The sequence below is a fragment of the Paenarthrobacter sp. DKR-5 genome, assembly GCF_018531425.1.
Taxonomy (GTDB): domain Bacteria; phylum Actinomycetota; class Actinomycetes; order Actinomycetales; family Micrococcaceae; genus DKR-5.
The window spans coordinates 85,090-98,040 of record NZ_JAHBOI010000006.1; the positions used below are offsets into that span (position 1 = coordinate 85,090).

Here is a 12,951-nt window from a genome sequence, read left to right on the forward strand (position 1 = left end):
CTTCTACGTCTTCGAGCTGCGGAGCCGCACCAGCCGCAGGACGACGCCGACGGCGAACATCACCAAGCCGGCGATGACGGACGGACCCGGGAGGGTGGCGGCGAGGACCAGGCACGCCGCCGCACCGGCGACCTGCAGCCCGCGCGGGTACCGACGCTGCTCGCGCGGCTGGGTGAACGCCGCAACGTTCGCCACCAAGTAGTAGACGAGGACGCCGAAGGAGGAGAATCCGATGGCGCCGCGCAGGTCCGCCACCAGGATGATCGCGCAGACCGCTGCCGCCAGCACCGCCTCGGCGCGGTGCGGGACTTTGTACCGGGGATGGACCGCAGCCAGCCAGCGCGGCAGGTCGTTCTCACGCGCCATCGCCAGCGTGGTGCGGCCCAGGCCCGCGATCAGCGCCAGCAGGGCACCGAGCGAGGCGACCGCTGCGCCGGCCCGGACCACGGGGACCGCCCAGCCCCAGGACCCGGCGCCGACGGCACGGGCCAGCGGCACCGGACTCGCGGCGACGCCGTCCGGGCCCAGCGCGGCCAGCACGGTCACACCCACCACGGCGTAGACCGCGATGGTGATGGCCAGGGCAATCGTGATGGCGCGCGGGATGGTGTGCCGCGGGTTCTTCACCTCCTCGCCCAGGGTGGCGATTCGCGCGTACCCGGCGAACGCGAAGAACAGCAGGCCCGCGGACTGCAGGGTTCCGTACCAGCCCCCGGAAAGCAGCCCGGAAGGAGCCAGCGACGCGGTGTGCGCCGCGCCGCCCAGCCAGCAGGCGGCGACACCTGCCGCAAGGGCCAGGAGCACCAGCACCACGAGGATGCGGGTCAGGCCCGCGGTCCGGGTCACTCCGTGGTAGTTGACCGCGGCGAGGATGACGACGGCGGCCACGGCCACGGGCCGCTCCCAGCCGGCGGGGGCCGCGTAGGCTGCGAAGGTCAGCGCCATCGCCGAACTGCTGGCGGTCTTGCCAATGACGAACCCCCACCCGGCCAGGTAGCCCCACCAAGGGCCCAGCCGCTCCCTGCCGTAGACGTAGGTGCCTCCCGACGTCGGGTAGCGGGCGGCGAGCTGCGCGGAAGAGGTCGCATTGCAGTAGGCAACAAAGGCGGCCAAGCCAAGGCCCACCAGCAGTCCGGACCCGGCTGCAGCGGCCGCCGGAGTGAACGCGGCGAAGACGCCGGCGCCGATCATGGAGCCAAGACCGATCATCACGGCGTCGCCGGTGCCAAGGCGGCGTACGAGGTGTCCGGGGGCGCTCACGGAGGTTCTCCAAGGGTCGGGTGCTGGCCGGGGGCGGCGCCGAACGCGGGTAAACTCGGACGGAACGTCTTTTTTACGTCTTTTCCGGCTGGCGCGATCCGACGCCAGCTTAGTACCTGGAAGGAATGCTGTGCTGCGCACACATGACCTCGGCTCCCTTCGTGCCGGGAACATTGGACAGTCCGTGACTTTGACCGGCTGGGTGGCCCGCCGGCGGGACCATGGCGGCGTGGCCTTCCTGGACCTGCGGGACGCGTCCGGCGTCGCCCAGGTCGTGGTGCGCGAGGAGGAGGTCTTCCACGGCCTGCGCAACGAGTACGTCCTGCAGATCACCGGCACCGTGGAGAAGCGGCCCGCCGGCAACGAGAACCCGCACCTGGCCACCGGTGAGATCGAGGTCATCGCCGAGTCCGTCGTCGTGCTCAACACTGCGGACCCGCTGCCCTTCCAGGTGGACGAGCACGTTGAGGTGGGGGAGGAGGCCCGGCTCAAGCACCGCTACCTGGACCTGCGGCGCCCCGGCATGTCAGCCAACCTGCGGCTGCGCTCCGAGGCGAACCGTGTGGCCCGCCAGATGCTGCACGAGGACGGGTTCGTGGAGATCGAGACGCCGACCCTGACGCGGTCGACCCCTGAAGGCGCCCGCGACTTCCTGGTGCCGGCCCGCCTGGCGCCGGGGTCCTGGTATGCGCTGCCGCAGTCGCCGCAGCTCTTCAAGCAGCTGCTCCAGGTCGGCGGCTTCGAGAAGTACTACCAGATCGCCCGCTGCTACCGGGACGAGGACTTCCGTGCCGACCGCCAGCCGGAGTTCACCCAGCTGGACATCGAAGCCAGCTTCGTGGAGCAGGACGACATCATCGGCCTGGGCGAGCGGATCGTGAAGGCCCTCTGGCAGTTGATCGACGTCGAAATCCCGACCCCGATCCGCCGCATGACTTACTGGGAGGCGATGGCCAAGTACGGCTCCGACAAGCCCGACCTGCGCTTCGGCCTGGAGCTGACCGAGCTGACGGAGTTCTTCAAGGACACCAACTTCGGCGTCTTCAAGGCACCGTACGTCGGCGCCGTCGTGATGCCCGGCGGCGGTTCGCAGCCCCGCCGGCAGCTGGATGCCTGGCAGGAGTGGGCCAAGCAGCGCGGTGCCAAGGGCCTGGCCTACGTGCTGATCGGCGACGACGGTGAACTGCGCGGACCCGTCGCCAAGAACCTCACCGACGCCGAGCGCGAGGGCCTCGCGGCCGCCGTCGGCGCCAACCCGGGTGACTGCATCTTCTTCGCGGCCGGCGAGGTGCACGCCTCCCGGGCGATCCTCGGCGCCGCGCGCGTCGAGATCGGCCACCGTACCGGCCTGATCGACCCGAAGGACTGGGCCTTCGTCTGGATCGTGGACGCGCCGCTGTTCGAAGCCGCCGAGACGGCCGTGGCCGCCGGCGACGTCGCCGTCGGCGGAGGCAAGTGGACGGCCGTGCACCACGCCTTCACCTCGCCCAAGCCCGAGTTCATGGAAACCTTCGATACCGACCCCGGTTCGGCGCTGGCCTACGCCTACGACATCGTCTGCAACGGCAACGAAATCGGCGGCGGCTCGATCCGTATCCACCGGCGCGACATCCAGGAACGTGTCTTCGCCGTGATGGGCATCGACGAGCAGCAGGCCGAGGAGAAGTTCGGCTTCCTGCTCGAGGGCTTCAAGTTCGGCGCGCCCCCGCACGGCGGCATCGCGTTCGGCTGGGACCGCGTGGTCTCCCTGCTGGCGGGCGTGGACTCGATCCGCGACGTCATTGCCTTCCCGAAGTCCGGCGGCGGCTTCGACCCGCTGACCGCGGCACCGGCACCGATCACCGCCCAGCAGCGCAAGGAAGCCGGCGTCGACGCCAAGCCGGAGCCGCGGCGCGAGTCCTGAGGTCCGCAGTGCCCCTGCGGTCCACAGTGCCTGAGTTCGGCCCGCTGCTGCACCGCGCCTGGCCCGCCCCGCACACCGAGCTGCGCGGCGGCTGGGTGCTGCGCTCGGCGGAGGGCGTGACGCAGCGGGCCAACTCCGTTTGGCCGGCCGGCCCGGTGGAGGACCTGCGGACCGCCGTCGACGAGGCCGAGTCCTACTACAAGGCGCGCCGGCTCCCGCCGATCTTCCAAGTCCTCGATGAGCCTGCCATGGCGGCGCTCGACGCCGAACTGGACCGCCGCCGCTACACCCGGCAGTCCCGCACCCTCATCCAGACGGCACGGGTTGAGCCGGAGACGGTTGAGCCGGAATTGGTCGAGCCGGGGACGGTCGAGCTGGCGGATGCGCCGTCGGGCGAGTGGCTCGACCTGTGGTGGCACATGGACGGCAGGACAGGCGGTGCCGGGCGTGAAGTGGCGGTACGGATCCTCACCGGCTGCCCCGCGCTGTACGCTTCAGCGCGGACCGCGGACGGGCAGCTGGCCGCTGTCGGACGCCTGGCCCTGGTCGGGGAGTGGGGTGGGCTGTACTGCATGGCCACGGCGGCCGCCCACCGCCGGCAGGGCCATGCCCGCCGAGTCGCGCGCGCCCTGATGTCAGCCGGCGCGCCGCACGGGGTGCGGCAGTTCTGGCTGCTGGTCACCGAAGCCAACACCGGAGCGCGCGAGCTCTACGAACAGCTCGGTTTCACGACCGCCGGACGCTATCTGTTCCGGCAGGCGCCGCTGCGGCGGTTTCCCGCCGGCTGCTGAGCCGGTTGATTGCTGCCCGCGCTGATTGCTCGCCGGGCTGAGCGGCCCGGGCTGAGCGGCCTGGGCGGAACTGCTGCCTGCTCATGATGCGGGGCCGGGCGCGTCCGTGACGGTGATCCGCACAGCTGCCGCATCGGCGGCTGCCCGGCGGAGTACCGCCGCGGTGGGGTCCGGCACGTCGAGGAACCGCAGTTGGGGCAGTGTGCCCAGCCGCGCGGCTTTGGGCTCGGCCAGCAGTGCCCGGCACAGCGCCCGGTCCCCGCCCAGCACCAGGTATTCCGGGGCCGCCGGGAGCAGGATGGCGGCGGCGTGCCCGGCGGCGGCCTCGACGAGCTCATCGGCCTGGTTGGCGCGGCGGCGCGCGTACCGCTGCTGCGACCAGCCGCCGGCGGCCGTGCGGGACTGCACCCGGCGGCGTCCTGCCTTGGATGCCACCAGTTCACCTCCGCGCGCCAGGCCCACCGCGTAGCCCCCGCGCCGGAGCAGCACAATGCCCATGGTGCGGGCCTGGCCGGCGAGGGCGGCAAGCCGCTCGGCCGTGGTGGTCCCGGTACCCGGACGGCCGTCCTCCGGCCACGGGGCCTCCAGCAGCGCGGACGCACCGTCCTCAGCGGTGAGCTCCAGTGCGGTATCCGTCTGTTCGGCGGCAGCCGGTCCGTGCGAGGCCTCGAAGCGCCCGATCCATCCGGCGAGCCGCTCGCCCGGTACGAAGGCGGTGCGGCTCGGCGGCGTCGGGGTCTGGCTGCTCATCCCGCCAGCATCTCATTCCGCCCCGGCCGAACGGCCAGTCGTGGCGGCCTGGTGCGCAAACAGCCCGCCACAACCGGCCGTTCGGGGGACGGGAGGCCCGGCTGTCGGGACGAGTCGGTAGCCTTGACTGTTGTGATGGATCTATTCGGCCAGACCGGCGACGACGAAGCGGACGAGCCGCAGGACGGCGGCAACGCAACAGCGGCTGCCGCCGGCGACCGTTCACCGCGCAGCCCGCTCGCGGTGCGCATGCGTCCCCGGTCGCTCGACGACGTCGTGGGCCAGCAGCATCTGCTCGGCAACGGATCGCCGCTGCGCCTGCTCGCCGCCGGTGCCGGCGCGAGGGGGCCCGCCGGACCAAGCTCGGTCATCCTCTGGGGGCCCCCGGGCACCGGCAAGACCACCCTCGCGCACGTGATCGCGCGCGGCCCGGGCCGCAAGTTCGTTGAGCTCTCCGCCATCACGGCGGGCGTCAAGGACGTGCGCAAAGTCATGGATGAAGCACTGACAGCGCGTGACCTGCACAAGACCACCACCGTGCTGTTCCTGGATGAGATCCACCGGTTCAACAAGGCCCAGCAGGACGCGCTGCTGCCCGGCGTCGAGAACCGCTGGGTGGTGCTGATCGCCGCCACGACGGAAAACCCGTCCTTCTCCGTCGTGTCGCCGCTGCTGTCCCGGTCGCTGCTGCTGACCCTGCAGCCGCTGACCGCCGCGGACATCGAGGGCCTGCTGCTGCGGGCGGTCGACGACCCCCGGGGCCTGGCCGGCCGGGTGAAGCTCGAGGACGAGGCCCTGGCGCACCTGGTCCGGCTCGCCGGTGGAGACGCGCGCCGCGCCCTGACCGCCCTGGAAGCGGCCGCGGGTGTGGCCTTCGAGGAGCACGGCGCGGCCGATGATCCCGTCCCCGTGGCGCTCCGGCACACCGAACGGGCGCTCGACGTTGCGGCCGTGCGCTATGACCGGGCGGGGGACCAGCACTACGACGTCGCCAGCGCCTTCATCAAGTCGGTGCGCGGCTCCGACGTCGACGCTGCGCTGCACTACCTGGCGCGGATGCTCGAGGCCGGGGAGGACCCGCGCTTCGTTGCCCGGCGCATCGTGATTTCGGCCGCGGAGGACGTCGGCATGGCGGACCCTTCCGCCCTGCAGACCGCGGTGGCAGCGGCGCAGGCGGTGCAGCTGATCGGGATGCCCGAGGCCCGGATCGTGCTCGCGGAAGCCGTCGTGCACTTGGCGACCGCGCCGAAGTCCAATGCCGCGTACATGGGTATAAACGCAGCGATCGCCGACGTGCGGGCCGGCAGGGGCACCACCATTCCGGCGCACCTGCGTGACGCGCACTACCCGGGTTCCAAGCAGCTCGGCCACGGCAAGGGCTACAAGTACGCCCACGACGAGCCGCACTCGGTGGCCCGGCAGCAGTACCCGCCGGACGACCTCGTGGGCCGCAACTACTACGAGCCCACGGCCAACGGCGCCGAGCGGGAGATCGGGCCGCGGCTGGAGCGGCTGCGCTCGATTGTCCGCGGGGAGTGATTTCCGGTAGTCTTGACAGCTGACTGGCAAGCCAACGCTGCCGGCACAATCCTTTTCAGCCCATTACCGGGCCGGAGTGTGCTCAGCGTGCTGTAGCCAAGGGCAGCGGCAGCCCTAACTCTCCACTACCGGAGGCCAGGAAACAAGAAACACAGCCGGAGCACCGAGGTGCACCGGCCCGCCGCCAGAACCAAGATTGGATGACCAACGTGACCCAGGTTTCACGTGCAAAGCGTCAGGCCCGCGCTTCCCGCGCTCTCGGCCTCGCGCTGACCCCCAAGGCAGCCAAGTACTTTGAGCGCCGCCCCTACCCGCCCGGCGAGCACGGCCGTGCCCGCCGCAAGCAGGACTCCGACTACGCGGTCCGCCTGCGCGAGAAGCAGCGTCTGCGCGCCCAGTACGGCATCCGCGAGAAGCAGCTTGCCCGCGTCTTCGAAGAAGCCCGCCGCACCCACGGCCTGACCGGTGAAAACCTGATCGAGCTGCTGGAAATGCGCCTCGACGCCCTGGTGCTGCGCGCCGGCTTTGCCCGCACCATCGCCCAGGCCCGCCAGCTGGTTGTGCACCGCCACATCCTGGTCGACGGCGTCCGCGTGGACCGCCCGTCGTTCCGCGTTTCCGAGGGCCAGCTGGTCCACGTGCACAACCGCAGCGAGACCATGGTCCCGTTCCAGGTTGCTGCCGCCGGTGCGCACCGCGACGTACTGCCGAACGTTCCGGCCTACCTGGACGTTTCGCTGGACAAGCTCCAGGCCCGCCTGGTCCGCCGCCCGAAGCGCTCCGAGGTCCCCGTGACCTGCGAAGAGCAGCTCGTGGTCGAGTACTACGCCCGCTAAGCCCTCGCGGCTCAGCAACCCTTCGAAGCAGCCCGCGGCAAGCGCCGCGGGTTGCTTTGTATGTAAGGTACTTGAGGGCGCACGGCGGCACCGAGCCGTCCGCTGGCCCTGAACAGCAACACAGATTTCCTAAGGAGTGGCTGCCCATGAGTGGTGGGGATATCGCAGGCCTGATTGCGGCCGGGGTCTTCGCGGTTCTCGTCGCAATCCTGGCCGTCCCGGTGTACAAACTGGGCAAGGTCTTCGACGAAATCCGCGCGTCGATCCGTTCGCTCAGCGACGGCGCCACGCCGCTGATGGACGAGGTGACCGCGACCGTCTCCACCACCAACCTGCAGCTGCAGAAGGTGGACGGCATCGCCAACAACGTCTCCGACGCCTCGGCGAACATCTCGGCGCTCTCCTCGCTGGTCGCCGCCACGGTGGGTTCGCCGCTGATCAAGGTCGCTGCCTTCTCCTACGGAGTGCGCTCCGCGTTCGCCAACCGCGGACGCGGCGGCTCCGGCCGCCGCAGCCGCTGACCGCCGTCTTTTCACACACTGGAGCACACACGCATGAAGCGCATCTTCTGGATGGGACTGGGCGTCGCCGTCGGCGTCCTGGCCGTACGCAAGTTCAATGAAACCCGCAGCGCACTCGGCCCGGAGGGCCTGAACCGCGCGGTCGCCCGGCTGGCCGACGGGGTGCAGAATTTCGCCGAGGCCGTCCGCGACGGAATGAACCAGCGCGAGACCGACCTGCGGTCCGCGCTCGGCGTCGAGGCGGCGGAGCCGGCGCACCGCGCCTGAGCGGGCGCCCGCTGCCAAGGCCGGTGTCTGCCTGCCGGCCGTATTCAAGGCAGAATAGATTGTCTGCAGATTGGCTCGTGGCCGTCTGCGCAGGAAATTGAGAAGGGTTCTGTAGGTCCATGAAATCCCAAGAGATCGCACGCCGCTGGGTCGACTACTTCGTCAGCAAGGGTCACACCGCCGTGCCATCCGCCTCGCTGATTTCCAGTGACCCGTCCCTGATGTTCACGGTGGCGGGCATGGTGCCGTTCATCCCCTACCTCACCGCGCGCGAGGAAGCCCCCTACCGCCGGGCCACCAGCGTGCAGAAGTGCATCCGCACCCTCGACATCGAGGAAGTCGGCAAGACCGCCCGGCACGGCACGTTCTTCCAGATGGCCGGCAACTTCTCCTTCGGCGACTACTTCAAGGCCGAGGCCATCGGCTTCGCCTGGGAACTGCTGACCAAGAGCGTCGACGACGGCGGGTACGGCCTGCCCAAGGACCGGCTCTGGGTGACCGTCTACCAGGACGACGACGAAGCGGCCGAACTGTGGGCCTCGATCGCCGGGCTCCCCGCCGAGCGCATCCAGCGGATGGGCAAGAAGGACAACTACTGGTCCACCGGCCAGCCCGGCCCGGCGGGCCCCTGCTCCGAGATCTACTACGACCGCGGCCCTGCGTACGGCAAGGACGGGGGACCGGCGGTCGACGACGACCGGTTCATCGAAATCTGGAACCTCGTTTTCATGCAGTACCAGCGCGGCGAAGGCCGCGGCAAGGACGACTTCGAGATCCTCGGCGAACTGCCCAAGAAGAACATCGACACCGGCCTCGGGCTCGAGCGCCTGGCGCTGATCCTGCAGGGCGTGGAGAACTTCTACGAAACCGACCAGGTGCGCCCCGTCCTCGACGTCGCCGCCCGGCTCTCCGGCAAGGAATACACCAGCGCGGAGACCGAGGAGGACCCGCACCACGCCGACGACGTGCGGATGCGCGTGGTGGCGGACCACATCCGCTCCTCGCTGATGCTCATTGCCGACGGCGTGACACCCTCCAATGAGGGCCGCGGCTACATCCTGCGCCGCCTCATCCGCCGCGCCGTGCGCGCCATGCGGCTGCTCGGCGTCGAAAAGGCCTGCCTGCCGGACCTGCTGCCGGCCTCCCGCGACGCGATGAAGGGCGTCTACCCGGAGGTGGAGAAGGACTTCGAACGGATCAGCCGGATCGCCTACGCCGAGGAGAAGGCGTTCCTGCGCACCATCGCTTCGGGCACCGCCCGGCTCGAGGAGGCGGTGGCCGAGTCCAAGGCCGCCGACCAGCCGCTCTCGGGCGCCGACGCGTTCGCACTGCATGACACCTACGGCTTCCCGATCGACCTCACGCTGGAAATGGCGGAGGAAGCGGGCCTGCAAGTGGACGAGGCCGGTTTCCGGTCCCTGATGCTCGAGCAGCGCCAGCGCGCCCAGGCCGACGCCCGGGAGAAGAAGAGCGGGCATGCGGACCTGACCCTGTACAAGGACCTGCTGTCCGAGGGCGCCACCCTCTTCACCGGCTATGACGAACTCAGCGGTGAATCCCGCGTCCGGGCGCTGATCAGCAAGGGCCTGCACGTGCCGCACGCCGGCGCGGGCTCGGAGATCGAACTGGTCCTGGACGAGACACCCTTCTACGCCGAGGCGGGCGGCCAGGCTGCCGACGTCGGCCTCATCACCGGCAACGGCTTCGTCGTCGAGGTGCTTGACGTGCAACGCCCGGTGAAGGGCCTGAGCGTGCACAAGGCCGTCGTCCGCGAGGGCGAAATCGGCACCGACACCCTCGTCCGGACCGCCGTGGACGCGGAGCGCCGCCACGCGGCGGAGCAGGCCCACTCGGGCACGCACATCGTGCACGCCGCCCTGCACCAGATTCTCGGCCCGGAGGCCCTCCAGCGGGGTTCCTTCAACAAGGCCGGCTATCTGCGCTTCGACTTCGCCTGGGGCCAGGGCCTCAGCGCGGCCACCCGCTCGGAAATCGAAGAGGTGTCCAACCTCGCGATCCGCAGCAACTACCAGGTGCAGACCAAGGTCATGCCGCTGGCGGAAGCCAAGGCCCTCGGCGCCACGGCGCTGTTCGGCGAGGTCTACGGCAGCGAAGTGCGCGTGGTGGAAATTGACGGCGATTGGTCGCGCGAGCTTTGCGGCGGCACGCACGTCGGCTCCACCGCGCAGATCGGCAGCCTCACGCTGCTGGGCGACCAGTCGGTCGGCTCGGGCAACCGGCGTGTTGAAGCCTTCGTGGGCATGGACGCCTTCCGGCACCTGGCCGCAGAGCGCGCCCTCGTCACCGAACTGTCCGAAATGCTGAAGGTTCCTTCCAACCAGCTGCCGGACCGCCTTGCCGCGACGCTGAACAAGCTCAAGACGGCCGAAAAGGAGCTGGAACGCCTGCGTAAGGATCAGCTGACGGCCGCGGCGGCCCGCCTGGTCGAGACCGCCCGCGACCTCGGCGGCGTGCGGGTGATTGCCCATGACGCCGGCCAGGTCAGCGGTGCTGAAGACCTGCGCGGACTGGCGATGGACCTGCGCAACAGGCTCGGCTCGTCGGCAGCGACAGTGGCAGTGGCGGGGGTTGCGAACGGCCGCCCGGTGATCCTGGTGGCCACCAATGATGCCGCCCGGGAACTCGGCGTCAAGGCCGGTGCACTCGTGAAGCTGGCCGCCGGGATCCTCGGCGGCGGCGGAGGCGGCAAGGACGACGTCGCCCAGGGCGGCGGAACCGATGCCGGCAAGGTTGCCGAGGCGCTGAAGGCCGTCAGCGACGAGATTGCGGCGCGGCGCTAGGGCCCGGATGCCGGAACAAGACAACGCGGAACGGGCCAGCGCCGATCAGGCCAGCCCAGATCAGGCCAGCCCGGATCACGCCAGCGCCGGTTTCCCGCGCGGCCCCAAGCTCGGCGTGGACGTCGGAACCGTCCGCGTCGGGCTCGCGGCCTGTGATCCCGACGGCATCCTGGCCTCGCCGGTCAAGACCTTGAGACGGGACACCAAGAAGAACTCCGACATTGGCGTCCTGGTCCGCACTGCCGCCGAGCTGGGAGCGGTCGAAGTCTTCGTCGGCCTGCCGCGCACCCTCTCCGGCAAGGAGGGCGCCTCCGCGGAGATGGCAACCGACTACGCGCAGGAGCTCGCGGACCGGCTGGCCCGGTCCGGTTCCGCCGCCCAGGTGCGGCTCGTGGACGAACGGCTGACCACCGTCTCGGCCCACCGCTCCCTGCATCAAGCTGGCCTGAGCAGCCGGGAGCATCGTAAAGTAGTGGATCAGGTGGCTGCAGTCTCCATTCTTCAGCATGCCATCGACACCCAAAAAGCACGGGGGACCGACGTCGGCCGACAAGTGACGCCCGCCAGTGAGCAGTCGCGGCCAGCCTCTGAGCAGGCCGGTGCGTCGGGTGCAGCAGATCCGACCACCGAGCACGTGAAAGGGAGGCACTCGTGAGCCACCGATCGTCCGACCCCATGCCTCCGGGGGCCGGCGTGTACCAGTCGCGCCGCGAAAGGCGCGAAGCCGAAGCCGCCCGCCTGGCCGCCGAGGCCGCCGCCGGGAACGGGCAGGCAGACGAGCGCCGGCCCGAGGCGCCCGCCCAGGCGGCGCCCGCCGCCGATGCTTCCCGTCCTGCTGAGCATTCGCTTCCCGCGGCCCAGCAGCCGCCCGCGCCGCGGCACGAACCGGCCGCCGCACCGGAACCGGCGCCTGCCCCGGAACCGGCCCCCGAGCCCGCCCCCGAACTGGTCGACGCCCGCGGCGTCCCGGTGCACAGCGGGGCCCACCCGGCGTACCACGACGACCACGGCGTCCCCGTCTTCGAGGACGAGCACGGCCAGCACTACTATGCAGACGTCGACGGCGAAGGACATCCGGTCCAGTACGTCGATGAACATGGCGAGCCCGTGCGTTATGAGGACCACGAGGGCCACCCGGTCGCCTACGAGGACGCTTATGCACCCGTTGAGGCCTACCACCACGGCTCCGTCGAAACAGTGCCCCGCCCGGCCCGCAAAAAGCCGTCGAAGAAGGTGCGCCGCCGCCGCCGGACGCTCGCGTTGCTGCTTGTGCTCGCATTCTTCACCGCGGTGGTGTTCTTCGTGGCCCAGATGATCTCCCCGCTGCTGGCGACCAAGTCCGACGCGGACTTCCCCGGCCCGGGCCACGACTCGGTCAGTTTCCAGATTGCTCCGGGGGCCGCCACCCGTGCGGTCGCCGCGGACCTCGTGCAGCAGGATGTCATCGCTTCGGAGAACCCGTTCCTGAGGGCGCTCGGCAACGACCAGCTGCACCCCGGCACGTTCAAGCTCAAGAAGGAGATGAAGGCCGCCGACGCCGCCGCCATCCTCAGCGGCAAGGGCGGCCCCAAGACGGGATACGCCGCCGTGAACGCCGGCTCCAGGATCAGCGAGGTCTTCAGCTCCTTGTCGGACTCGCTGGGGATCCCGGTGTCGGACTTCGAGGAGGCGGCGAAGAACCCCCAGTCCTTCGGGCTGCCGGCGAAGGCACCCAGCCTGGAGGGCTACCTCGCTCCGGGTGAGTACACTTTCCCGGTGGATGCCAAGCCGAAGGACATCCTGGCCCTGATGGTCAAGCGGACCATGGACCAGCTCAAGGCGGACGGCATCACCGATCCGGGCAAGCAGTACGACATCCTGACCTTGGCGAGCATCATCCAGGCCGAGGCCGGTCCGGCGGACTACGGGAAGGTGTCGGGCGCGATCCAGAACCGCCTGGTGCCGAACAACCCGGAGACGCGCGGGCTGATCCAGTCCGATGCCACCGTGTCCTACGGGCTTGGCCGCAAGGGCTACGAGCTGACGGACAGCGAGAAGAACGACAAGTCCAACAAGTACAACACCTACGCCAATCCGGGGCTGCCGGTCGGGCCGATCGGCGCCCCGGGGCAAAAGGCGATCGACGCTGCGGCGAAGCCCACCAAGACGTCGGCCTACTACTGGGTGACCGTGAACCTGGATACCGGGGACACCAGGTTCGCCAAGACGCTGGCCGAGCACAACCAGAACGTGGCCTTGTACCAGAAGTGGTGCTCGGACCACCCCGGACGGTGCCAGTAGGAC

The 12,951-nt window shown here is 70.1% G+C and carries 11 protein-coding genes; 9 read left to right on the forward strand and 2 right to left on the reverse strand.

Going from position 1 to position 12,951, the window contains the following annotated elements; all coding sequences use genetic code 11:
- Positions 1-3: 3 nt before the first annotated feature.
- Positions 4-1,260, reverse strand: coding sequence for an APC family permease (locus KIH31_RS14000; protein ID WP_307857657.1), 1,257 nt, complete (start codon positions 1,258-1,260; stop codon positions 4-6).
- Positions 1,261-1,390: 130 nt separating this feature from the next.
- Here KIH31_RS14000 and aspS point away from each other — a divergent pair, with 130 nt between their 5' ends.
- Together aspS and KIH31_RS14010 are read left to right on the forward strand one after the other, a co-directional pair.
- Positions 1,391-3,163 (forward strand): aspartate--tRNA ligase, encoded by a 1,773-nt coding sequence (aspS, locus tag KIH31_RS14005; RefSeq protein ID WP_214427759.1) that lies wholly within the window; start codon positions 1,391-1,393, stop codon positions 3,161-3,163.
- A 26-nt stretch (positions 3,164-3,189) separates the two neighbouring features.
- Complete coding sequence (locus tag KIH31_RS14010; protein WP_214427760.1) at positions 3,190-3,954, forward strand: GNAT family N-acetyltransferase; 765 nt, start codon at positions 3,190-3,192, stop codon at positions 3,952-3,954.
- Between the two features lie 81 nt (positions 3,955-4,035).
- On the opposite strand, the gene KIH31_RS14015 is transcribed toward KIH31_RS14010, so the two are convergent.
- Positions 4,036-4,704 carry an acVLRF1 family peptidyl-tRNA hydrolase gene (locus KIH31_RS14015; protein ID WP_214427761.1) on the reverse strand — a complete coding sequence of 223 codons (669 nt, stop codon included), beginning with the start codon at positions 4,702-4,704 and terminating at the stop codon, positions 4,036-4,038.
- A gap of 132 nt (positions 4,705-4,836) precedes the next feature.
- Between KIH31_RS14015 and KIH31_RS14020 the strand changes: the two genes are divergently transcribed.
- From KIH31_RS14020 to mltG, 7 genes are all read left to right on the forward strand, one after another.
- Positions 4,837-6,243 (forward strand): replication-associated recombination protein A, encoded by a 1,407-nt coding sequence (locus KIH31_RS14020; protein WP_307857658.1) that lies wholly within the window; start codon positions 4,837-4,839, stop codon positions 6,241-6,243.
- A 200-nt stretch (positions 6,244-6,443) separates the two neighbouring features.
- Entirely contained in the window at positions 6,444-7,079 is a 636-nt protein-coding gene (rpsD, locus tag KIH31_RS14025; protein WP_214427763.1) for a 30S ribosomal protein S4, read from the forward strand.
- A gap of 146 nt (positions 7,080-7,225) precedes the next feature.
- The gene (locus KIH31_RS14030; protein WP_214427764.1) at positions 7,226-7,600 is read left to right on the forward strand and encodes a DUF948 domain-containing protein; all 375 of its coding nucleotides are present in this window, start codon (positions 7,226-7,228) and stop codon (positions 7,598-7,600) included.
- A gap of 33 nt (positions 7,601-7,633) precedes the next feature.
- Positions 7,634-7,867 carry a hypothetical protein gene (locus tag KIH31_RS14035; protein WP_214427765.1) on the forward strand — a complete coding sequence of 78 codons (234 nt, stop codon included), beginning with the start codon at positions 7,634-7,636 and terminating at the stop codon, positions 7,865-7,867.
- Positions 7,868-7,986: 119 nt separating this feature from the next.
- Positions 7,987-10,668 (forward strand): alanine--tRNA ligase, encoded by a 2,682-nt coding sequence (gene alaS / locus KIH31_RS14040; RefSeq protein ID WP_214427766.1) that lies wholly within the window; start codon positions 7,987-7,989, stop codon positions 10,666-10,668.
- Positions 10,669-10,675: 7 nt separating this feature from the next.
- Complete coding sequence (gene ruvX, locus KIH31_RS14045; RefSeq protein WP_214427767.1) at positions 10,676-11,323, forward strand: Holliday junction resolvase RuvX; 648 nt, start codon at positions 10,676-10,678, stop codon at positions 11,321-11,323.
- Positions 11,320-12,948: an endolytic transglycosylase MltG gene (gene mltG, locus KIH31_RS18420; RefSeq protein ID WP_214427768.1), complete on the forward strand. Its 1,629-nt coding sequence runs from the start codon at positions 11,320-11,322 to the stop codon at positions 12,946-12,948. Before ruvX ends, mltG begins: the two co-directional genes overlap by 4 nt.
- The last annotated feature ends 3 nt before the right edge of the window (positions 12,949-12,951 follow it).